Annotated in this window: 21 protein-coding genes; 6 read left to right on the top strand and 15 right to left on the bottom strand. The window is 61.4% G+C overall.

The features are described 5' to 3' along the window. Positions 1 to 376: 376 nt before the first annotated feature. From AC1D1Z_RS11800 to AC1D1Z_RS11785, 4 genes are read right to left on the bottom strand one after another with little or no spacing between them, the layout of a single operon-like run. A complete protein-coding gene (locus AC1D1Z_RS11800) occupies positions 377 to 1,348 on the bottom strand; it encodes an ABC transporter substrate-binding protein (RefSeq protein ID WP_018243277.1) in 972 nt (323 codons plus the stop codon). A 58-nt stretch (positions 1,349 to 1,406) separates the two neighbouring features. Further along, positions 1,407 to 2,534 carry an ABC transporter permease gene (locus AC1D1Z_RS11795; protein ID WP_477850589.1) on the bottom strand — a complete coding sequence of 376 codons (1,128 nt, stop codon included), beginning with the start codon at positions 2,532 to 2,534 and terminating at the stop codon, positions 1,407 to 1,409. Further along, positions 2,531 to 3,460, bottom strand: a complete 930-nt coding sequence (locus tag AC1D1Z_RS11790; RefSeq protein WP_027683377.1) for an ABC transporter permease — start codon at positions 3,458 to 3,460, stop codon at positions 2,531 to 2,533. Before AC1D1Z_RS11790 ends, AC1D1Z_RS11795 begins: the two co-directional genes overlap by 4 nt. 58 nt (positions 3,461 to 3,518) lie before the next feature. Further along, the gene (locus AC1D1Z_RS11785) at positions 3,519 to 4,295 is read right to left on the bottom strand and encodes an ABC transporter ATP-binding protein (protein ID WP_018446866.1); all 777 of its coding nucleotides are present in this window, start codon (positions 4,293 to 4,295) and stop codon (positions 3,519 to 3,521) included. Positions 4,296 to 4,389: 94 nt separating this feature from the next. Between AC1D1Z_RS11785 and AC1D1Z_RS11780 the strand changes: the two genes are divergently transcribed. Further along, positions 4,390 to 4,803, top strand: a complete 414-nt coding sequence (locus tag AC1D1Z_RS11780; protein ID WP_130652934.1) for a cupin domain-containing protein — start codon at positions 4,390 to 4,392, stop codon at positions 4,801 to 4,803. Between the two features lie 58 nt (positions 4,804 to 4,861). On the opposite strand, the gene hydA is transcribed toward AC1D1Z_RS11780, so the two are convergent. Genes hydA through AC1D1Z_RS11765 form a run of 3 tightly spaced genes read right to left on the bottom strand, consistent with a single transcriptional unit; the run spans position 4,862 to position 8,156 of the window. After that, entirely contained in the window at positions 4,862 to 6,316 is a 1,455-nt protein-coding gene (hydA, locus tag AC1D1Z_RS11775) for a dihydropyrimidinase (RefSeq protein WP_130652933.1), read from the bottom strand. A gap of 2 nt (positions 6,317 to 6,318) precedes the next feature. Next, on the bottom strand, positions 6,319 to 6,903 hold the full coding sequence (locus tag AC1D1Z_RS11770) for an endonuclease domain-containing protein (protein ID WP_130652932.1): 585 nt from the start codon (positions 6,901 to 6,903) through the stop codon (positions 6,319 to 6,321). Then, entirely contained in the window at positions 6,903 to 8,156 is a 1,254-nt protein-coding gene (locus tag AC1D1Z_RS11765; protein ID WP_130652931.1) for a Zn-dependent hydrolase, read from the bottom strand. Before AC1D1Z_RS11765 ends, AC1D1Z_RS11770 begins: the two co-directional genes overlap by 1 nt. A 276-nt stretch (positions 8,157 to 8,432) precedes the next feature. On the opposite strand from AC1D1Z_RS11765, the gene AC1D1Z_RS11760 reads away from it, so the two are divergent. Beyond that, positions 8,433 to 9,110, top strand: coding sequence for a TetR family transcriptional regulator C-terminal domain-containing protein (locus tag AC1D1Z_RS11760; RefSeq protein ID WP_018243269.1), 678 nt, complete (start codon positions 8,433 to 8,435; stop codon positions 9,108 to 9,110). Between the two features lie 5 nt (positions 9,111 to 9,115). Here AC1D1Z_RS11760 and AC1D1Z_RS11755 read toward each other — a convergent pair whose 3' ends face one another. From AC1D1Z_RS11755 to AC1D1Z_RS11745, 3 genes are all read right to left on the bottom strand, one after another. Further along, positions 9,116 to 11,683, bottom strand: a complete 2,568-nt coding sequence (locus AC1D1Z_RS11755) for an HWE histidine kinase domain-containing protein (protein ID WP_130652930.1) — start codon at positions 11,681 to 11,683, stop codon at positions 9,116 to 9,118. Continuing rightward, positions 11,680 to 12,216, bottom strand: coding sequence for a biliverdin-producing heme oxygenase (locus AC1D1Z_RS11750; protein ID WP_130652929.1), 537 nt, complete (start codon positions 12,214 to 12,216; stop codon positions 11,680 to 11,682). The genes AC1D1Z_RS11755 and AC1D1Z_RS11750 overlap by 4 nt, the downstream gene beginning before the upstream one ends. Positions 12,217 to 12,357: 141 nt before the next feature. Next, positions 12,358 to 13,257 (bottom strand): LysR family transcriptional regulator, encoded by a 900-nt coding sequence (locus AC1D1Z_RS11745; RefSeq protein ID WP_018243266.1) that lies wholly within the window; start codon positions 13,255 to 13,257, stop codon positions 12,358 to 12,360. 102 nt (positions 13,258 to 13,359) lie between these two features. Between AC1D1Z_RS11745 and AC1D1Z_RS11740 the strand changes: the two genes are divergently transcribed. Next, a complete protein-coding gene (locus tag AC1D1Z_RS11740) occupies positions 13,360 to 14,382 on the top strand; it encodes a zinc-dependent alcohol dehydrogenase family protein (protein WP_130652928.1) in 1,023 nt (340 codons plus the stop codon). 113 nt (positions 14,383 to 14,495) lie between these two features. Here the strand turns inward: AC1D1Z_RS11740 and AC1D1Z_RS11735 are convergent, their stop codons facing one another. After that, complete coding sequence (locus AC1D1Z_RS11735; RefSeq protein ID WP_130652927.1) at positions 14,496 to 14,906, bottom strand: rhodanese-like domain-containing protein; 411 nt, start codon at positions 14,904 to 14,906, stop codon at positions 14,496 to 14,498. Between the two features lie 70 nt (positions 14,907 to 14,976). Between AC1D1Z_RS11735 and ftrA the strand changes: the two genes are divergently transcribed. Next, a complete protein-coding gene (gene ftrA / locus AC1D1Z_RS11730) occupies positions 14,977 to 15,978 on the top strand; it encodes a transcriptional regulator FtrA (RefSeq protein ID WP_130652926.1) in 1,002 nt (333 codons plus the stop codon). Between the two features lie 77 nt (positions 15,979 to 16,055). On the opposite strand, the gene preA is transcribed toward ftrA, so the two are convergent. The 4 genes from preA to AC1D1Z_RS11710 all read right to left on the bottom strand — a co-directional run bounded on the left by preA (position 16,056) and on the right by AC1D1Z_RS11710 (position 21,136). Continuing rightward, a complete protein-coding gene (gene preA / locus AC1D1Z_RS11725) occupies positions 16,056 to 17,369 on the bottom strand; it encodes an NAD-dependent dihydropyrimidine dehydrogenase subunit PreA (RefSeq protein WP_018243262.1) in 1,314 nt (437 codons plus the stop codon). A 15-nt stretch (positions 17,370 to 17,384) separates the two neighbouring features. Continuing rightward, positions 17,385 to 18,746: an NAD(P)-dependent oxidoreductase gene (locus AC1D1Z_RS11720; RefSeq protein ID WP_477850582.1), complete on the bottom strand. Its 1,362-nt coding sequence runs from the start codon at positions 18,744 to 18,746 to the stop codon at positions 17,385 to 17,387. Between the two features lie 407 nt (positions 18,747 to 19,153). Then, a complete protein-coding gene (locus AC1D1Z_RS11715) occupies positions 19,154 to 20,149 on the bottom strand; it encodes a sensor histidine kinase (RefSeq protein WP_018243260.1) in 996 nt (331 codons plus the stop codon). 192 nt (positions 20,150 to 20,341) lie between these two features. Beyond that, the gene (locus AC1D1Z_RS11710) at positions 20,342 to 21,136 is read right to left on the bottom strand and encodes a response regulator (RefSeq protein WP_018243259.1); all 795 of its coding nucleotides are present in this window, start codon (positions 21,134 to 21,136) and stop codon (positions 20,342 to 20,344) included. Positions 21,137 to 21,392: 256 nt separating this feature from the next. Between AC1D1Z_RS11710 and AC1D1Z_RS11705 the strand changes: the two genes are divergently transcribed. Together AC1D1Z_RS11705 and AC1D1Z_RS11700 are read left to right on the top strand one after the other, a co-directional pair. Continuing rightward, a complete protein-coding gene (locus AC1D1Z_RS11705; protein WP_024319398.1) occupies positions 21,393 to 21,599 on the top strand; it encodes a NepR family anti-sigma factor in 207 nt (68 codons plus the stop codon). Positions 21,600 to 21,609: 10 nt separating this feature from the next. Continuing rightward, positions 21,610 to 22,167: an RNA polymerase sigma factor gene (locus AC1D1Z_RS11700; protein ID WP_003542247.1), complete on the top strand. Its 558-nt coding sequence runs from the start codon at positions 21,610 to 21,612 to the stop codon at positions 22,165 to 22,167. The last annotated feature ends 133 nt before the right edge of the window (positions 22,168 to 22,300 follow it).

Genomic DNA, 22,300 nt, shown 5'->3' with positions numbered 1-22,300 from the left:
CGCAAGGTTATGTCAACATTACGAAGATTGATCGCGCCTCTATCTCTAAGACGTTTGACGCCCGATAAATGCGACAGTTGCAAGGGATTTTTTTCGGTTGCTGGCTGCTGATGATTTAGGCCGGCCAGCCTCAAATCTGAATCACCATCCAAATCAAATAAATAGAGCACGATGTCGTCCGAAACCCGCGTACACTTTTCGGCATCATGCTCCAGAGCATGTCGCGCAAGAGTGTGCAGCGGTTTTGCGATAACGACATGCGTAAAAACAAAGAGCTAAAGCGCGACAAGCGAATCTGAAATATCGCGACGCGCTTTAGAAAAAGATAAAACGCGCGGGAAAACTCCCGCGCGTTTCGCTTAGCATCTTGCCGAAACTACTTGGAAGCGGCGTCGGTGATGTCGTGCGTCCAGGCGCCTGATGGCTCCTTGCTGATGATCTTCTGGTCGAGCAGCGCCTTTGCCGTGCGGGCATAGAGCGCCTCATCCAGCTTGCCGGAGCTGTCGCCGACCAGCTTGGCGACTTCACCCATCATGCGCTTCTGATGGTTGTCGTCCTGGCCGCCATTGTCCATGACGATCTCGGCGGCTTCGTCGGGATTCTCGGTGGCATATTTCCAGCCCTTCATCGAAGCGCGGACGAACTTGACCATCTTCTCCTTGAAGGCCGGGTCTTTCAGCTTGTCTTCCATGGCATAGAGGCCGTCTTCAAGAAGGTCGTTGCCCATTTCCGTGTAATTGAAGACCGTCAGTTCTTCCGGCTTGAAGCCGGCATCGATCGCCTGCCAGTATTCGTTATAGGTCATGACAGAGATGCAGTCGGCCTGCTTCTGGACAAGCGGCTGCACATCGAAGCTCTGCTTCAGCACGGTGACGCCGTTCGGACCGCCTTCTGTGGACAGGCCGAGCTTGTTCATCCAGGCGAAGAAGGGATATTCGTTGCCGAAGAACCAGACGCCGAGCGTGTGGCCCTTGAAGTCGGCTTCGGTCTTGATCGGGCCGTCCTTGCGGCAGACCATTTCCAGGCCCGCCTTCTGGTAGGGCTGGGCGATGTTGACGAGCGGAACGCCCTTTTCGCGGGCAACCAGGGCGCCGCCCATCCAGTCGACGATGACATCGGCGCCGCCGCCGGCGATCACCTGCTCGGGGGCGATATCGGGGCCGCCTGGCTTGATGTCGACGTCGAGGCCTTCCTCCTTATAGAAGCCCTTGTCCTTGGCGACGTAGTAACCGCCGAACTGGCTCTGCGTGACCCATTTCAGCTGCAGCACCACCTTGTCGGCGGCCATGGCATGGGCCGATGCAAGCGACATCGCGCTCGCCATCATTGCAACCATCAACTTTCTCATTTTCTTATCCTTATCCTCTGAAGTTATGCCCGGACCCGTTTCTGGAGTCCGTGCGCGCCTAGCCACCACGGATAGACGGATGCCAGAACGTCACCGCCCGTTCGGTCAGGGCGATGATGCCATAGAAGATCGAGCCGGCCAGCGCCGCGACGGCGATTTCCGCCCAGACCATGTCGACATTCATGMGGCYGATCTCGGTGGAGATGCGGAAGCCCATGCCGACGATCGGCGTTCCGAAGAATTCCGCAACGATGGCACCAATCAGCGCCAGCGTCGAGTTGATCTTCAGTGCGTTGAAAATGAAGGGCATTGCCGCTGGAAGCCTGAGCTTCAGCAGCGTCTGCCAATAGCCTGAGGCATAGGTGCGCATCAGGTCGCGCTCCATGCTGCCGGAGGCGGCAAGGCCGGCGACGGTATTCACCAGCATCGGGAAGAAGGTCATGATGATGACGACGGCGGCCTTCGACGGCCAGTCGAAGCCGAACCACATGACCATGACAGGGGCGACGCCGATGATCGGCAGGGCCGAAACCATGTTGCCGATCGGCAGAAGGCCGCGGCGCAAGAAGGCGATGCGGTCGGCGAGCACCGCGACGACGAAGCCACTGAGGCAGCCGACGATATAACCGATCAGCACCGCCTTGAAGATCGTCTGCCTGACGTCCGCGCCGAGGATCGGCAGCGACGCCATGAACCGCGCGCCGATGGCGCTCGGTGGCGGCAGCAGGATGAAGGGAACGCCGGCGCCACGCGTGACCGCCTCCCAGAGAATGAGGATCCAGGCGCCGAAGATCGCCGGGATCAGCAGCTGCAGTGTCGACTTGCCGAAAGTGGTGACGGGCTGCAGTTTCGACAGCTCGGTGACGCATCGCCAGGCAAGCAGCCAGCAGGCGAAGAGCAGTAGGAAGAAAGCCCGCGTCCCTGCGCCCTCGTTGCCGGAAAGAGCGGAAAGCAGCATCCAGGCGGCGCCATGCGCGCCGATAAACAGCACGGTGGCTCGATAGGCCGGCGGTTGCGGCGCTAGGGACAACAGGGCAGCCGCGATGACGATGATGAAGATGAGGCTTGCCGTGCCGTCGGTGAGGGGTCGCGTCGCGCCCTCGGCCAGGAGCGGCAGGGCCGTCAGTGCCCCGATGCAGAGGAGGAGAGCAACCACGCCTTGCCAGGAGAAGGTCAGATGTCTCATGCCGGCCTCCCGCCCATGGCGCGGTCGACGATTTTCGCCGCAACGCCGACAATCGCAACCAGGATGCCGGCCAGCAGCGATCCGGCGACAAGCGCCGCCCAGATATCGATGGTCTGGCTGTAATAGGAGCCGGCGAGCAGCTTCGAGCCGATGCCGGCGACAGCACCCGTCGGCAACTCCCCGACGATGGCGCCGACGAGGCTGGCGGCGATCGCAACCTTCATCGAGGTGAAGAGGAAAGGGATCGACGCGGGAACGCGCAGCTTCCAGAAGGTCTGCATCGGGCTGGCATAGTAGGTGCGCATCAGGTCGAGATGCATGATCTCGGGCGAACGCAGACCCTTCACCATGCCGACGGCGACCGGAAAGAAGGAGAGGTAGGTGGAGATCAGCGCCTTCGAGACGAGGCGGGAGGCGTCGGAATCGAGATTGAGGAGATGTGCAACGGCATTGTCGCCGGTCAGCACGTTATAAGAGATGATGACGATCATCGGCGCGATGGCGAGGATCGGTATGGTCTGGCTCGCCACCAGCCAGGGCATCAGCGAGCGGTCCATGGCGCGGTTATGGACGATCAATACGGCAAGAAGGATGCCGAGCAGCATGCCGAAGCCGAAGCCGAGCAGAGTGGAGGAGAGCGTTACCCAGCTGTGATAGACGAGGCTGCGGTTGCTCGAAAGGCTGCGCAGGAAGGTGTTCTCGTAGACGTTCTGCGCCACCTGATGCGGCGCCGGCAGGATCGGCTTCGGCTGGGCGAGCGTCTTGCCGATGAATTCGAGGGTCGAAGGTGTGGCGCCGGCGCGGCCGTCCATGTCGCGCTGGAACGGCGCGTTCATGAGGATGGCGGCGACATACCAGATGACGACGAGCGCCAGCAGGATGGTGGTGACGGGGACGATCTTGTCCTTGAGTGTGTCGGGTTTCATGGGATTCGCTCCCATGTGGTGTTGAGCCTGCAGAGCCCGGAAATCAAACCCCTATTCCTCATGCGTGCCCCGTCCTCAGCCCTTCGCGGACGCGGTGGGCAATTTCCAGGAACTCGGGAGTTTCGCGGATGTCGAGCGGGCGCTCGGCCGGCAGGGTCGAGTCGATGATATCGGTCACGCGGCCCGGGCGCGGAGACATTACCACGATCTTGGTCGAGAGATACACCGCCTCGGGAATGGAATGAGTGACGAAGCAGATCGTCTTGTTGGTGCGGGTCCAGAGTTTCAGCAGCTCTTCGTTCAGATGGTCGCGGACGATCTCGTCCAGGGCGCCGAAGGGCTCGTCCATCAACAGCAGGTCGGCGTCAAAGGCGAGCGCGCGGGCGATCGAGGCGCGCTGCTGCATGCCGCCGGAAAGCTGCCAGGGGAATTTCTTCTCGAAGCCCGAAAGACTGACGAGATCGAGCGCTTCGGCGACGCGCCTCGTCCGGTCGGCGCTGGAATAGCCCATGATCTCCAGCGGCAGGGCGATGTTGTTTTCGATGGTGCGCCAGGGATAGAGCGCCGGCGCCTGGAAGACATAGCCATAGGCACGGGCCTTGCGGGCTTCCTCCGGCGTCATGCCATTGATCGAAATCTCGCCCGACGTGCTCTTTTCGAGATCGGCGATGACACGCAGGAAAGTGGTCTTGCCGCAGCCCGATGGACCGATGAAAGAAACGAAATCGCCCTTGCGGACGTCGAGATTGACATTGCTCAGTGCACGCACCGGGCCGTCATTCGCCTGGTAGGTGAGACAGAGATCCTTGGCGGATACGACGGAGGGTGCTTGCATCAATGCGACCAGTCTTGTTTTCCCCGCGGGAGCGCGGTTTGCATGTTATCATTACCGCCGGTTTTATCGACGACACACTCCATGGAGGATGAGGATGGACGCGACATCAAAGCCCACCTGCCACATCGTTCGCCCCAATCATACCTATGACGGCAAGCAGGGGCTCAGCTATTTCGCAGGCATCGCCGCCGAGACGGTCGGCGCCAAGGGTATCTGCATGCACCTTCTGACGATCCCGCCTGGCGTGCGCGCCAAGGCGCATCTGCACGAGGCGCACGAGACGGCGATCTACATGCTCTCCGGCGAGGCCCATACCTGGTACGGAGACGAACTTGAGCATCATGTCATCGTCCATGCCGGCGAACTTTTCTATATCCCGGCCGGTGTGCCGCACCTGCCGGCGAACCTCAGCAGCACGCCGTGCACGGCGATCATCGCCCGCACCGATCCGAACGAGCAGGAAAGTGTCGTGCTTCTGCCGGAATTGGACGCTTTGGTGCCGGCGTGAGTTCATTGGCATAGAGGCAGCAGTCCCCGGTTGATGGCCGTATCGTCATGCGCCATCGTCATACGCCGCTTGCCGGAATGCCGCTGCGCGTCACCTTGCGCGGCGCGGTGATGTCCTTCCACTGGGAAAGCGCCTTGCTGACAGCCGTGACCGGCTCGCGCCTGACGAATTCGCCGTGGCCCTCGCGGGTCTTGATCGCGCCTTCCTCGATCGCGACGACGCCGCGTGTCAGCGTGTAGCGGGGCAGGCCGGTTACTTCCTTGCCTTCGAAGACGTTGTAGTCGATCGCCGACTGCTGGGCCTTGGACGAAATGGTCTTGGAACGTTTCGGGTCCCAGACGACGATGTCGGCATCGGCGCCGACAAGGATCGCGCCCTTCTTCGGATAGATGTTGAGGATCTTGGCGATGTTGGTCGAGGTGACCGCGACGAATTCGTTCATCGTCAGCCGGCCAGTGTTGACGCCATGCGTCCAGAGCATCGGCATGCGGTCTTCGAGGCCGCCGGTGCCGTTCGGGATCTTGGTGAAATCGCCGACGCCGAAGCGCTTCTGCGCCGTGGTGAAGGCGCAATGGTCGGTGGCGACCACCTGCAGCGAGCCGGAGGCAAGGCCTGCCCAAAGCGAGTCCTGATGCTGCTTGTTGCGGAAGGGCGGCGACATCACCCGGCGGGCCGCATGATCCCAGTCGGGATTGGAATATTCGCTCTCGTCGAGCGTCAGGTGCTGGATCAGCGGTTCGCCATAGACACGCATGCCTTTGGCGCGGGCGCGGCGGATCGCCTCGTGTGCCTGTTCGCAGGAGGTGTGGACGATATAAACCGGGCAGCCGGCCATGTCGGCGATCATGATGGCGCGGTTGGTGGCTTCACCTTCCACTTCGGCCGGGCGGGAATAGGCATGCGCCTCGGGGCCGTTATTGCCCTCGGCGAGCAGCTTTGCCGACATCGAGGCGACGACGTCGCCGTTTTCGGCGTGCACCAGCGGCAGAGCGCCGAGTTCGGCGCAGCGCTGGAACGACGCGAACATCTCATCATCGTCCACCATCAGCGCGCCCTTGTAGGCCATGAAGTGCTTGAAGGTGTTGATGCCCTTGTCGCGGACGATGGTCTCCATCTCCTTGAAGACCTGCTCGCTCCACCAGGTGACCGCCATGTGGAAGGAATAATCGCAATTGGCGCGGGTCGATTTGTTGTCCCACATGGTCAGCGCCTCGAGCAGCGACTGGCCGGGGGCGGGCAGGGCGAAATCGACCACCATCGTCGTGCCGCCGGAAAGGGCGGCGCGCGTGCCGCTTTCGAAATCGTCGGAGGAATAGGTGCCCATGAAGGGCATTTCGAGATGGGTGTGCGGATCGATGCCGCCCGGCATGACGTAACAGCCGGTCGCATCCAGCGTCTCGTCGCCCGAGAGGTCCGGACCAATCCCGATGATCTTGCCGCCGTCGATTTTCACGTCAGCCTTGTAAGTGAGGTCGGCAGTGACGATGGTGCCATTTTTGATGACTGTGGTCATGATTATTCCCCGTTCTTGTCTGCACATTCGGCTGGCGAATAGAAGCCGGGCAGTTCTGAGCTGACCTCGATCCGGCCCTGCAAGGCCGCTAGAATCGTTTCGAGTACTGAGCGGCGTTCGCGCGAGATTTCCCGATTCCAGAAGCGCAGGACGGAATAGCCATTCACATTGAGCCATTCGGTTCGGCGTTGATCGGAGGCGCTATCGGCATGCTGGAAGCCGTCGACTTCGACGATCAATTGTTTTTCACGACAGAGGAAATCGACTATAAATGGGCCGAGGGGAACTTGCCTCGCAAACTTATAGCCGTTCAAGCGGCGGGCGCGCAGGTCGCTCCAGAGGTGGTATTCCTCTTCAGTTTCGTTGCGGTGAAGAGTTCTCGCCTGGTCGGTCTTGTTGGTGCGATGCTTCCGGATATCCTGCTTGATAATTTTCGTTGCGCCCGGGGCCCCCTCATCCGCCCTTCGGGCACCTTCTCCCCGAGGGGAGAAGGGGGAGACCGCGACGTCTACCGATCCCTTCTCCCCAGCGGGGAGAAGGTGGCCCGAAGGGTCGGATGAGGGGGCTCCGGGCGCTACATAAGCCATCACACGACGATCTCCGCCGTTTCCACCACCGCATGGAACAGCACATCGGCTCCGGCCGTCGCCCATTCCTTGGAGATTTCCTCCGCCTCGTTGTGCGAGAGCCCGCCGACGCAGGGGCACATGACCATCGTCGCAGGGGCCACCTTGGCGGCCCAGCAGGCGTCGTGGCCGGCGCCGGAGATGATGTTCATGTGGCTATAGCCGAGCCGCTCGGCGGCTTCGCGCACCGACGTGACCAGTTTCGGATCGAAGGTGATCGGCTCGAAGTGGCCGATCGCTTCGATGGAACAGCCGACACCGAGCGCATCGGTGATCTCAGGCGCCTTCGCCTCGATCTTTGCCCGCATGCGATCAAGCTTCTCCTTGTCAGGCGAGCGGATGTCGACGGTGAAGACCACTTTGCCGGGCAGCACGTTGCGCGAATTCGGCGAGAAGAATACCTGTCCAACGCCGCCGACGGCGCCTGGCTGTTCGCCCATCGCCACGTCCTGGACCATTTCCAGAATGCGGGCCATGGCGAGACCGGCATTGACGCGCAGGTTCATCGGTGTCGAACCGGTATGGGCTTCCTTGCCGGTCAGCGTGAATTCCAGCCACCAGAGGCCCTGGCAATGGGTGACGACGCCGATCTGCTTTTCCTCGGCTTCGAGAATCGGCCCCTGCTCGATGTGATATTCGAAATAGGCGTGCATCTTGCGGGCGCCCACTTCTTCATCGCCGACCCAGCCGATGCGCTTCAGTTCGTCGCCGAACAGATTGCCGTCGGGGTCCCTGCGGTTATAGGCAAAGTCCAGGCTGTGCACCCCGGCGAAAACGCCTGACGCCAGCATGGCAGGGGCAAAACGCGCGCCTTCCTCATTCGTCCAGTTGGTAACGACGATCGGATGTTTGGTCTTGATGCCGAGATCGTTCATGGTGCGGACGACTTCGAGGGCCGCAAGGACGCCGAGCACACCGTCATATTTGCCGCCGGTCGGCTGGGTGTCGAGATGCGAACCGACATAGACGGGCAGGGCATCGGGATCGGTGCCCGGGCGGGTGGCGAACATCGTGCCCATGCGGTCGATACCCATGGTCAAACCGGCATCGTCACACCATTTTTTGAAAAGGCTGCGGCCCTGCGCATCGGCATCCGTCAGCGTCTGGCGATTGTTGCCGCCAGCGATGCCGGGGCCGATCTTCGCCATGTCCATGAGACTGTCCCAGAGACGGTCGCCATTGACGCGCATGTTCTCGCCTGGTGCTGCCACCATTCTTTATGCCCTCACCTGTTTGCGGCAGTCATGCAAAGAGGCATGCCCGCCTGTTCCCGTGGTCCTTTCCTGCGCCCCCTTATTGGTTTTGTCGAGCGCCGGAAAATCGCCAGTTGCCTTTGTTTTGCATCTGACGGATAATTTGACCGATTGGTAAACATTACAACTTCCACCGCCGGGCTCAAGACGAAAATCACGAAAATTGCTGATAAAAATGCGGGCAGTTGCTCAAGGACGCGGCGAGGGTCGTCCCCAACCCAAATTTGAGCGAAGAAGTTGAATTTCAAGGGGAAACGACAGCCYGTGACCATACCGAGAGCAGCGAAAACCCTGAGGCGGACGCGAATCCAGGAGGAGAAGGAAGAGCAGATCCTGGAAGCGGCGCTCGACGTGTTTTCGGCAAGCGGCTTCCGCGGCTCGACCATCGACCAGATCGCCGAAGTGGCCGGCATGTCGAAACCCAACCTGCTCTATTACTTCCGCACCAAGGAAGCCATGCACCGGGCGCTGATCGACCGGGTGCTCTACACCTGGCTGGAGCCGTTACGGGCCTTCGACGCCGAGGGCAATCCCGAAGCGGAAATCCGTAGCTACATCCGTCGCAAGCTGGAAATGGCGCGCGACTTTCCGCGCGAAAGCCGGCTCTTCGCCAATGAGGTGCTGCAGGGCGCGCCGCATATCGAGGACGAGCTGAAGGGGCCGCTGAAGGAGTTGGTCGATGAGAAAGCCGAGGTCATCCGCGCCTGGGCGAAAGCCGGCAAGATCGTCAAATGCGATCCCTACCACCTGATCTTCTCCATCTGGTCGACGACGCAACATTACGCCGATTTCGACGTCCAGGTGCGTGCCGTGCTGGGGCAGGAACATTCCGGCGAAGGGCGTTTCGAGGATGCGGCGCGGTTTCTGGAACAGCTCTTCATCGGCGGGCTGCGACCGGATCCCCTTGGCGGCTGAGAGTTTTACCCTCTCCTCGGAAGCGGCACCCGGGCAAGAATATCCGTCACGCCTTCCATCGTATAAGGCTTCTGTAGCACAGGCGCGTCCGAGTGGCTGTTTGCCTGGGCGATGCCTTCCCCATACCCCGTGGCAAAAACGAAGGGCACGCCATCGGCTGCCAGCCGGTCGGCAATCCCGAAACTCGTCTCATCGCCAAGATTGACATCGAGAAGCGCCAGATCGAAGGACTGGCCGGCGAGAATTTCCATCGCCTCAGTGACACTTGGTGCCGTTGCTACGTCGGCGCCCAGGCGGCGCAGGATATCTTCGCCATCCATGGCGATGATCAGATTATTTTCCACCAGTAGCACGTTCAGGCCGGAGAGCGGCTGATCGTCGGGAATCGTCTGGCGTCCGGTCGCTCCGACCGGAAGCGGATTTGACCGTTCGCTCGTCGGGCCGACGACATGTCGCGCCGGAATAGAGAAATCGGCCTCGAGCCCATCCTCGACGTAGCGGACCTCCGCCTTGCCGCCAAGGTCATAGGGGATCGAGCGGCGGATGATGGTCGAACCGAAGCCATGACGTTTGGGTTCGACGACGGGCGGGCCATCCTTTTCGCGCCAGCCAATGCGCAGATTACCCTCGTCGTCGCGATGCCAGCGGAGTTGGACCGTGCCGCTGCCGGTACCGGAAAGGCTGCCATATTTGGCGCTGTTGGTCATCAGCTCATGGAAGACAAGGGCGGCGGTGGAAAAAGCCTGCGGTTCCAGCAGCACGTCCTCGCCGCCCATCTGAATGCGTTGCGCATTTTTCCCCAGATAGGCGGCGGTCTCTGCCAGCAGCAATTGCCGGAGCGAAGCGGGCGCCCAATGATCGCGGGTGATCTGGTCATGGGCGCGGGCGAGCGACTGGATGCGGCCCTCGAGCTGGCGAATGTAATCGCCAAGGCTGACCGACGTTGCCTGCGACTGCCGAATGATGCCGGTGATGAGGCTCAATATGTTGCGGACGCGGTGGTTCAGCTCGGCGATCAGCAATTCCTGACGCTCGTTTGCCGTCTGGCGCGCCATGCTGACCTCGTCGGTGAGGCGCAACACCACCTCGATCAATGTGACGCGGATGGTTTCGGCGACACGGCGCTCTGCTTCCGTGAAGGGGAGGGAGCGGCCACGCACCAGTTCCGACCACGCCTGGAAACTCTTGCGCGGTGTCAGCCGCGGGCCATTGGGCCCGTATTCCACCGGCTTGTGCGGGTCGCCGCCCCAGCGAACGGTGCGCACCAATTCCTGACGGAAAAGCACGACATAATCGCGCGGCGATCGTGAGATCGGGATGGCAAGCATGCCTGCCACCGCATCGTCGACCTCAAGATCCGGATAGGTTTCCGCGAGCCTGTCCACGGCGTAGATGCGGCCGGCGGCGTTGCGGTTGAGGTGTCGGACGAGGGCTGCGAAACTTCTCTCATCCGGCCCGATGCCGGCAAGTGCCAGCCGGCCGTTGATCCAGACGCCGATCCCGTCGGCAGGAATGGCGTCGGCGAGCGCCTCGATCAGCCAAGCCGGATCGTCGAGCAGGCTGGCATTGTCTGCGACGGAGGTGAGGAGCCGGTCGGCGATGCGGCGCGCCTTGGTCTCGTAATCGAGAGCCAGTCGCCGTTCGCGGCTTTCAAGGCGCGAGGCAAACATCTGGCCGAAGAGTTCGGCGGTGGAACGGCTTTGGGCCGAAGGCAGTCGTGGACCGTAGTGGTGGCAGGCAAATAGGCCCCAGAGCTTGCCGTCGACGACGATCGATATGGAAAGCGAGGCGCCAACGCCCATGTTTTTCAGATATTCGATATGGATCGGCGAGACTGAACGCAAGACCGACATGGAGAGGTCGAGCGGCTCGCCGTGCTCGTCGAGCGGCGGCAGGATCGGGACCGGGACGGAGTCGACATCGGCAATGATGCGGAACAGGTTGCGCAGATAAAGCGCGCGCGCCTGAACCGGAATGTCGGAAGCCGGATAGTGCAGCCCGAGGAACGATCCGATGCCGGCCCGGGCGGCTTCCGCCACCACTTCGCCGGAACCGCTTTCGTCGAAACGGTAGACCATGACCCGATCGAAGCCGGTGAGCGCCCGCGCCTGTCTTGCGCCTTCGCGGAAGAAAGCTTCCAGTGTTTCCGTGTGATCGAGGCGGGACATCATGCTGCGCATGGAGAGCGACGCAGCGTCGTGCCGGTCTTCCTGGCAGCGCTCGCCTTCGATGATGACCTGACCTTCGTTCAGATGCACGGCAAGGTCGAACCTGTTTTGATCGGGCGTCAGAGCAATGCCGAAAATACGCTCGACGACGTCGGAACCGCGCAGCGTGGTAAGTTTGTTGCGGATTGCGTGGAGTGCTTCGGGGCTGATCAGAGAGATAACGGGACGGCCGAGCGCATTGGCCTCTGTCACTCCGAGAAACTCCGCCAGATTTGCGGAGGCGCGGATGACAATCCAGTCTGAGGATACCGCCAAGAGAAAGCCGAAGGGCTGGACCGAGCCGAGCTGGTGGATCGGCTCACGGTCGCAATTGGTGAGATCGACGGGTTCGTGCGTGCCGCTCATGGGACGGCTTCCAGTTCGACTTGCCCCGCATTGAGGAAGAGATCGAAGACATCGCGGGCTGCGGCGACAGCAGCACCGGGATCGTCCACCTTGCTCGCGTCAAGACGATCCATGAAAAGCCGCATGGCGCCCTTCGGCCCTTGCGGGCTCAAGTAGCTGCTGGGCAAGTGGTCAGGCACGGCCTTGGCGAGCAGCGCGCCGCCGAGCTTGGAGCCCTCAAGGACATAGGCGGCACCCCAGACTGCCGCTTCGCAGCGCAATGCCGGTCGCGGAAGCGGTACGGGCAATCGATCATCGAGTTCCCTTATATCGGCGGCCAGCAGATGCGCGCGTCTTCGTTCCGGCCAGTCCGGCAGCAGGCTGTTGATTCCGGCTTCCTCAAGCGCATGTTCGACTGATGGTACGACCCGGGCGTGCGCGCGCAGGAACGCTTTGTAATCCTGGGTGCGTGAGAGGTTGAAACTGCCGAAGAGGGTGTCGACCGCGGCGTGGCAATCTGCAGTTTGTGCGCGGAGGGCGCTGCGAAGTGACATGCTGACGTTTTTCCGAGTGATATGGCCGCCGCCCAAAAGGGACGACGAACTAGCGGATATACTGCGGCATCGCGTTATTTCCAGAGAAACGCCTAGGAATAACATGGGTTTCTCGCCGCTCGCAGACGCGCGGCGAGCGCTTCAGCCCATCATTGCCGGCAGCCCCGCGGCGAGCGTATCAATCGCGAGCCGCACCTTCGGCAGCATCACCGGGGAGCGCAGCCAAACGGCATGGGCATCGAAGACATTGGCCGGTTCATGCTTCAACACCTGAATGAGCCGGCCCGCCAGCACCTCCTCGCGGACCAGCCAGCAGGGCAGCCAGGCAAGACCGCGCCCGGCGACGGCCGCATCGGAAATCGAAGCGAGGTCGTCGAGCCGCAGTCGCGCCTTTGGCGCCAGCCGCCGCCCGGGATCGGCTGCAGTCGGAAAGATCCAACCCTTGTCATCGTCGCCCCGCCTGTAGACGATGCCTTCATGCTGGGGAATATCGAAGACTGTCTGCGGTGCGCCATGTTTTTCCAGATAGGCGGGCGATGCGCAGACGGTCATGCGCTGGCGGGCGATCGCCCGGGCCATCAGATCCGGATTGTCCTTCAGCGGTCCGTTGCGGATCACAAGATCGAAGCCGTCCTCGAGCAGGTCGACGATGCGGTCGTTGAAGGAAAGGTCGAGTTCGAGGTTCGGATGTTCATCGAGCAGGCGTGCGAGAATCGGCGAGATGCAATGGCGGCCGAAGAGCACGGGCATCGAGATGCGCAATCGGCCGCGCACATCGCGCCGGCCGGATTCCAACATGGCTTCGCCCAGGCGGATTTCCTCGACCGCCCGCAGGCAGCGCTCGTAGAAGAAGCGGCCTTCCTCGGTCAGGCTCTGCATGCGCGTCGTACGGTTGAAAAGCCGCACGCCGAGACGCTGTTCCAGCCGTGCGATGGTCTTGCCGACCGCCGAACGCGTGAGATGAAGCCGCTCGGCAGCGGCCGAAAAGCCACCTGCCTCGACGGCTTCGACAAAGATCGAGATACCCTTCAACTGTTCCATTTGTTTCCTTCTTGGAACCATTCTGGAGAATTAATATCGCAACTGGTGCAAAATATTCAACGATATGGTTTCGGCTCCCTGCAATGGACAAGGAGCAAGACAATGCAGACAACACGGCAATGGCAGATCGACACGATCGGACCGGAGCGCCAGGTGACGATCGGCGAGCGGAGGCTCGAGCCGATTTCGGGAAACAAAGTTCTGGTCCGGACGGAAGCCGTCTCGCTCAATTTCCGCGACCGGCTGGTGCTGGAGAGCGGCATGGGGTTGCCGCTGCAATTTCCCTTCGTCCCGGCTTCCGATATGGCGGGGGTCGTCGAGGCGGTCGGACCCGAAGTCAGCCGTTTCAAGCCGGGCGATCGGGTCATTTCGACGTTTTCGCCCGACTGGATCGACGGACGCGGGTTGGGCGATGCGCGCACGCCACCCTACAAGACACGCGGCGGCTTCTATCCTGGCGTGCTCTCGCAATATACCGTGCTGTCGGAGGAATGGTATTCACGCGCGCCTGAGACGCTCGATGCGGCGCAGGCAAGCACCTTGCCCTGCGCCGGGCTGACTGCCTGGTTCGCACTGATCGAACGCGGCGGTCTGAAGGCCGGCGACAAGGTGCTGGTGCAAGGCACCGGCGGCGTAGCGCTCTTCGGTCTGCAGATCGCCAAGGCGCACGGCGCGGTGGTCTTCATCACATCAGGCAGCGCCGAGAAGCTCGGGCGCGCCGCTGCCCTCGGCGCAGATCACGTGATCAACCGCCATGAGGGCGACTGGGTTGAGCAACTCTATCAGTTAACCGGCGGCTATGGCGCCGATCACGTGCTTGAGATCGTCGGCGGCCCGCATCTCGGCCAGGCGCTGAAGGCGGTGGCGATCAATGGCCGTATTTCCGTTATCGGCGTGCTCGAGGGGTTCGAGGTTTCCGGCCCGGCCGGCCCGCTGCTGCTCAAGGCGCCTGTTGTCCAGGGCATTTCTGTCGGCCATCGCCGTGCGCTCGAAGACCTGGTGCAGGCAATCGACCAGACCGGGCTGAAGCCCGTGATCGACAAGCGCTATGCCTTCGACGAATTCCCTGAGGCGCTCGATCATCTCTATCGCGGGCCTTTCGGCAAGGTGGTCATCGAGTTCTGACGGTCGCGATTTTCCCTTCTCCCTGCTGCATAAAATTATGCCGCAATTCAAAGTGCGACAGCACCGCGCGTCTGAAAAGATGCGCGGCGCTGTCGGCGGAGAAGGGAGGCTGCTCAGGCGGCAGCGGGAACGCCCTCTTCGAAGGCGAAGCCTTCATCGGCCCAGCCGGTCACGCCGCCGATCATCAGTTTCACCGACAGGCCGAGGCGGGAGAGGCGAAGTGCGGCCTTATCAGCGCCGTTGCAATGCGGGCCGGCGCAATAGACGACGAAAAGCGTATCGGAGGGCCATGCCGACATGCGATGCGCAGTGATCTTCCCATGCGGCAGGTTGATGGCGCCGGGAATGTGGGACTGTGCAAAGAGCGTCGGCGAGCGCGCGTCGAGGAGAACGAAATCGACCTTGCCCGATGCAAAGGTGGCGTGGACATCGGAGCAATCGGTCTCGAAGGCAAGCTTGGCTCCAAAATGGGCGGCGGCGATTTCAGCGGCGGCGGCGGGGATTTCTGCGACGGGGCTTGGCATTGCGATTTCCTTTTGGGTTCGAATTGCCGCCTGGTATCGCCGATGCTAAAGCTTTGCGAAATTGGCCATCATGACTGACAGCGTAAAGATCATGCCAAACTCATCGCCGCAGCAGACGAAAGGACCGCTGGTCGCAGCGCTTGCCTATGACGGGCTCTGCACCTTCGAATTCGGCATCGCCTACGAGGTCTTCGGCCTGCCGCGCCCGGAGATGGGTGAGGATTGGTATCGCTTCTCCGTCTGCGCCATCGAGCCGGGGCCGCTTCGCGCCGCGGGAGGACTGACGGTCGCGGTCGACAAGGGTCTGGAGGTGCTCGATGAGGCGGACCTGATCGTCGTGCCCGGCTGGCGGGCAATCGATGCGCCGATACCGGCACCACTCGGCGCAGCGCTCAGGGCAGCGCATCAGCGCGGCGCGCGCATCATGTCGCTCTGCTCGGGCGTTGCGGTTCTTGCCGGATCGGGGCTGCTTGCCAACCGCAGGGCGACGACACATTGGCGCTATGTCGCCTCGATCGCCGCACGTTATCCCGACATCAGGCTTGATGCCGACGTTCTCTATATGGATGAAGGCAGCCTGCTGACGGCTGCGGGCAGTGCTGCCGGCATTGATCTTTGCCTGCATGTGGTGCGCGGCGATTTCGGTTCGGAGGCCGCAAACAGCGTGGCAAGACGGCTCGTCGTGCCGCCGCACCGCGAAGGCGGACAGGCGCAGTTCATTCACGCGCCGGTTCCCGAGGAGCGCGAGGGCATCCGCTTGGGGCCGCTGATCGAATGGATGCGCGAAAGCCTGTCCGAGGACCAGCCGATCAGCCTGCTTGCCAAAAGAGCCGGCATGAGCATGCGCACGTTCCAGCGGCGCTTCGAAGCGACAACGGGTGTCAGCGTCGGCGAATGGCTGCTCACGGAGCGGCTGCGGCATGCCCGCGATCTGCTGGAGAGGGAACTTGCCGTTTCGCTCGACGATATCGCTGCCGCCAGCGGCTTTGGAACACTGGCGACGATGCGCCATCATTTCCGCAGGCGACTGGGGACGAGCCCCAATGCCTATCGGAAGTCATTCGGCGGTTAGACTGGCCTGACGCTTTCGAACGTTGCCGGCTAGATTGCAACGCCGCGGATCGATCTTTTCCGCGGCGTTGCAGATCCTTACTCCGCCGCCTGGCGCGCCATCGGGTTGTTCGGGTGCGTCGTCCAGTTGGCGTAGTTGGGGTCGACGACGCGGCCGGTGCGCTTGTCGAGAGTGCCGGCGGGAAGCTGTTCCATGGTGATGCAGTTCTCGACCGGACAGACGCTGACGCAGAGATTGCAGCCGACGCATTCCTCGTCCATCACCTCGAAATGACGCGCGCCATCGACGAAGTTGGTGATCGCCTGGTGCGAGGTATCCTCGCAGGCGATGTAGCAGCGGCCGCATTTGATGCAGGCGTCCTGGTCGATCTTCGCCTTGGCGATGTAGTTGAGGTTCAGATACTGCCAGTCGGTGACGTTCGGCACGGCGCGCCCGGTAATGTCGTCGAGGCTGCGATGGCCTTTTTCGTCCATCCAGTCGGAGAGGCCAGTGATCATCTCCTGGACGATCTTGAAGCCGTAGGTCATCGCCGCCGTGCAGACCTGAACGTTGCCGGCCCCGAGCACGAGGAATTCGGCCGCGTCCCGCCAGGTGGTGATGCCGCCGATGCCCGAGATCGGCAGGCCGTAGGTTTCGGGATCACGGGCGATCTCGGCCACCATGTTGAGCGCGATCGGCTTTACCGCCGGGCCGCAATAACCACCATGGCTGCCCTTGCCGCCGACCGTCGGGTTGGGGGCGAAGTTGTCGAGATCGACGGAGACGATCGAATTGATCGTGTTGATCAGCGACACGGCATCGGTGCCGCCGGCCTTGGCGGCGCGGGCGGGACGGCGGACATCGGTGATGTTGGGAGTCAGCTTGGTGATGACGGGCATGCGGGTGTACTGCTTGCACCAGCGCACGACCATCTCGATGTATTCCGGCACCTGCCCGACCGCCGACCCCATGCCGCGCTCCGACATGCCGTGCGGACACCCGAAATTGAGCTCGATGCCGTCGGCGCCGGTCTCTTCGACCAAGGGTAGGATCGCCTTCCAGGCCTGCTCCTCGCAGGGTACCATGATCGAGGCGATCAGTGCCCGGTCCGGCCAGTTCATCTTCACCTGCTTCATTTCGCGAAGGTTGGTGTAGAGGTCGCGGTCGGTGATGAGCTCGATATTGTTCAGACCGAGCAGGCGGCGGTCGGCGCCCCAGATCGCGCCGTAGCGCGGGCCGTTGACGTTGACGACGGGCGGGCCTTCCTCGCCCAGCGTCTTCCAGACCACGCCGCCCCAGCCGGCCTTGAAGGCGCGCTCGACATTGTAGGCCTTGTCGGTCGGCGGCGCAGACGCCAGCCAGAACGGGTTCGGGGATTTGATGCCGACGAAATTATTGCGGAGATCAGCCATTGTTCATTCTCCCCTTCAAGCAACCGCGACAGCCGGAGCGGCTGCTGCGGACAGGGCACGATGGATGGATTCAGCCGCGTCGCGACCGTGGGCGACGGCGGAAACCGTGAGATCTTCACCGCCGAAGACGCAGTCGCCGCCCGCCCAGACGCGGTCGAGCGAGGTATGGCCGTCGCCATCGACGGCGATGCGGCCGGATTCCATGCGCAACGAACCGAGTCCAGAGGCGTCAAAGGTCTGACCGATCGCCTTGAAGATCTGGTCGGCGGCAATGACACCGGTTTCGCCGGTGCCGACCAGGCGGCCTTCGAGAATCCTCGTATATTCCACCTCGATGGCGGCGACTTTGCCGTCCTGTGACAGGATCGATTTCGGCGCCAGCCAGTGGCGGATGATGACACCCTTAGAGCTAGCCAGATCCTGCTCGAATTCGGAGGCGTTCATGTGTTCCTTGCCACGGCGGTAACAGATCGTCACCTCCTCGGCGCCGAGCAGCTTTGCCTGCACGGCGGCGTCGATCGCCGTCATGCCGCCGCCAAGGACGACGACGCGGCGGCCGACGGCGATTTCGCTCTTGTTTTCGGCCTGACGGAGAGCCGCGATGAAATCAACGGCGTCGTCGACGCCTGCGAGGTTCTCGCCCTCGATGCGCAGCGCGTTGACGCCGGCAAGGCCGATACCGAGGAAGACGCCATCATATTGCGCTTCCAGATCGGAAAGCGAGAAATCGCGGCCGAGACGCTGCCCATGCCGGACCTCGATGCCGCCGATCGAGAGGACGTAATCGACTTCCTTCTGGGCGAAGTCGTCGACGGTCTTGTAAGTGGCGATGCCGTATTCGTTGAGGCCGCCGGATTTTTCCCTGGCATCATAGATAGTGACGGAATGGCCCTTGACGGCCAGGCGATGGGCGGCGRCAAGGCCGGCTGGGCCTGCGCCGACAACGGCGATCGTCTTTCCGGTCGGTTCGGCCCGGGCATAGAACTGCTTGCCGGCCTGCATGGCGGCATCGGTCGCATAACGCTGCAGGCGACCGATCTCGACGGGCCGCTCCTCGGCCGTGTTGCGCACACAGGCCTGTTCGCAGAGTTCTTCGGTGGGACAGACGCGGGCGCACATGCCGCCGAGGATGTTCTGGTCGAAGATCGTCTTTGCCGAGCCGATCGGATTGCCGGTCGAAATCTGGCGGATGAACAGCGGAATGTCGATCGAGGTGGGACAGGCCGTCATGCACGGCGCGTCATAACAGAAATAACAGCGGTCGGCGGCGACCAGCGCCTCGTGATTGTCGAGGCGCGGATGAAGATCGGAAAAATTAGCCTCATACTCGGCGGGCGAAAGCCGGCCGGCATGAATCCCAGTTTCCAGTCGTTCCATTGAAGTTCCCTCATTATTGGTAAACGGCCTGTGAGGGAAAGCGTAACTCAGGTTTAAAAATTTATCAAACGGTAAAATTTTGACGATTTTCTCTCGCTGTCACGCCAGTAATCCGCTGTTTTTGCTAGAAGAATTTATTCGGCCTGCATCGGTAAAACGGCTGAACGCGCGACGAGGGAAGGGCATCCGAAAAAAGATTCAAAAAAGTCGAATTTTTTTCGGATGGCAGGGAACCAAAGTTTGATGTCGTCGTTATTGCGATATCCGGATGGTGATCGCATCGACCCAACATGCGCGCCCCCAACCCACTATCCGGACGTACTCACGGTCCCCTCCCGGTGAGTGAAGACAGCCGGTGCGCCGCCCTCGCACCGGCTGTTTTTCGTTCTCGATTGTCTCCAGGGCTTTCACACTCGCTTGAAGATCTCGAATTCGGTTTCCGGAATGGTCAGACGATATTCAATGCGGCCGGGAACGAGGTTCAACTCCGCTTTGCCATTGACCGACGATGGCACGACACGCTCCAGCACGGTGCGGCCGAAGCTGTTGTCGCTGAATTCGTGGACTTCCGACTGATCGTGCAGAACTTCCGCCCAGGCGACTTCGATTGCCTTCCTGTCGTTGATCATGGCTTCGCGGCAATTCAGCGTGATGGAGGCGGCGCCGCCTGATATCGCGCCAAAGGAGGCGGAGTTGACGATGAGTTCGTGAAGGGCGAGCCCGAGATGCACGGCGGCATTCGGTGTCAGGTGAGCGTTGATGCCATAGATCGGCATGGAGCCGGCCGTCTCCGGCCAATAGGGGGCGAACTGCTTTTCGGCGAGTTCGAAGAGGTAGGCGCCGCGCCAGCTGGAATCCGTGATCAGGTCCTGCGAGTTGGAAAGTGATTGCAGCCGCCCGCGGAACTTGAGGAGGAAGCTGTCGAGAGAGAGCGTGTTGCGCGCCGTCTGCGTGGCAATGCCCTGGATGATGGCGAGAAGGTTTTTCGAGCGATGAGAGAGTTCGCGCAGCAGTGATTTCAGAACTTTTTCGCGATGCCGGCTTTCGGTGACTTCAGTCATGACGGACAGAAGTCCATGTACGCCGCGTTCGCCGGTGCGTTGGATCTTCAGTTCATACGTGCGCCTTTCGCCGTCGACGTCGATCTCAACTTCGGCATTGTTGGGGATGCCGGTTTCCAGCACCTTGTGTTTCAGCGCGGTCAGATATCGCCCATGGGCGTCGCCGAAAAGGGCGGCGTCGCTGCCGCCGGGCATAAAGAGCGCTGCGAAATGCGGCGGCAGATTTTCGGCGTAGAAGATCGACAGCCGGGCGTCCTGGCAGAGGATCGAAATCCCGGCGCTGCCGAGCGCGCGTTCCATCATTGCGGCTTTGCCTTCGAAGGTGAAAGGCATGCCGGACAATGGTTCAGTCGTATTCACGCGGCCGCCTTTCCTTGTGACATCTTGAACGTCGCTGAAGGGAGCGCCCTTACAGACACCGCCTGCCAACTCTAGAACAAAGCGCTGCAAAAACCGTTAAAGCCACCGGAGCGTCCCGGTAGCACCGGAACGCCTGCTTTGGCGATTTGGTTCCGAAGGCCGGAAAATTGCGTCTCAGGCGGCTACTCTGGTCGATTCATTGAAGAAAAGCGCTTGGCTGATCAGTGCCTTGACCATGTCGGGATTGAACGGCTTGGTGACAAGGAAAGTCGGTTCCGGGCGCTCGCCGGTCAGAAGCCGTTCCGGGAAAGCGGTGATGAAGATCACCGGCACGCTCGACGTCTTGAGGATGTCGTTGACTGCGTCGATACCGGAGCTGCCGTCGGCAAGCTGGATGTCGGCCAGCACCATGCTCGGCTTGGTCTTGTTGTAGAGCGCCACGGCCTCGGCATGCGTACGGGCAATGCCGGTGACGCGATGGCCGAGGCTCTCGACCATCTGCTCGATATCCATGGCGATCAGCGGTTCGTCCTCGATGATCATGATATCGGTTGCGACCTGACGGGAAATCTCCTGCGACGCCACGTCGAGCAGATGCATGACATCCTGTTCTTCGGTTTCCAGGATTTCGGCGATTTCAGCGACGCGGAAATTCTCTACGGAGGCGAGCAGGAAGGCCTGACGGGCGCGCGGCGAAACCTTGGCAAGGTTCAGCGTGGCACGTTGCTCCCAGGCATAGGGCGAGGTCGGCTCTGGAATCTGGACTGCGGTGGAACCAAACAGTTGCGTGAACAGTTTGTAGAGTGCGACCCGGTCATTCGCCGTATCCGGGAAAATCGACAGATCGGCGATGATGGCTTCGAGAACGGCGGCGACGTAAGCGTCGCCCGAAGTCTGAGTGCCGGTAAGGGCGCGGGAATAGCGGCGCAGATAAGGAAGGTGCGGCGCAATCCGAGTAGAAAGTGTCATTCATGGCTCCTGCATACAGGCCGGCATTGGCTTCAATGAGCGGTTAACGCCGCCTTGGTAAAAAAGTTCCGGAATCGCAGGAACTTTTTTCGTCGCGCCGCATTATTCCAGCCGACGAAGAAAGGGCGTAGCGTTTTGACCCATGCAGCGGCAAATACCAGCGACATCGACAATCGAACGTTCGATGTCGATGGTTGAAATTGTGATTGATCCCATCCACGCCCCGCGAACAGACAACCGGCGAGAAGACGAATTGATGACTACACGCAAGAAAGAAGCAGCCGATCAGCGAAAGCTGGAGCTGCGGGCAAGCGACATCTTGGACCCGAACAATCAGATCGGCGTCAGGCTGAGGTCGCTTTATGCGGCCGCACAGGATGAGGCGATCCCCGATCGTTTTCTCGACCTTCTCGAAAAGCTCGACCATGCTGAAATGATGGCTTCTGCCAAGATGGCCGAATAGGATCGCCCGCATGGAAGATAAATCGCAACCCAGCTTCAAGCGGGAATTGCTGGCGGCACTCCCAAGTCTTCGCGCTTTCGCAATCTCGCTCATCGGGCGGCACGACCGTGCCGACGATCTCGTCCAGGACACCATCATGAAAGCCTGGGCCAAACAGGATCATTTCGAGATGGGCACCAATATGAAGGCCTGGCTCTTTACGATCCTGCGCAACGAACTCTACAGCCAGATGCGCAAGAGCGGCCGCGAAGTGCAGGACAGCGACGGGCTGTTCACTGAATCGATGGCGATGCACCCCTCGCAATATGGCGCTCTCGATCTGCAGGACTTCAAGAAGGCGCTCGACCAGCTGCCGCCGGATCAACGCGAGGCGATCATCCTCGTCGGCGCCTCGGGTTTTTCCTACGAGGAGGCGGCCGAAATCTGTGGCTGTGCCGTGGGCACCATCAAGAGCCGCGTCAACCGGGCCCGCCAGCGGCTGCAGGAGTTGCTGCAGATATCAGGCGAGGCTGATTTTGGCCCCGACGCCACCTCGGCGCCGCTAACGTCGAAGGCCTTCGCGTTCTGACAAGAGTTATATTTGGGAGGAAAGCCGGTCGCCCCTCGGGGCGCCGGCTTTTTTGTTTTGGGAGAAGGGCGCGTATCCAAGTCGTGGATAGCTGTTCAAGGCAACTACCTCACGCTCCCTCATTCCTGTGACA

Source organism: Rhizobium sp. P1_E1 (assembly GCF_056406015.1).
Note: the sequence above shows the minus strand (reverse complement) of the source record. Positions and strands in the feature narration are given on the sequence as shown.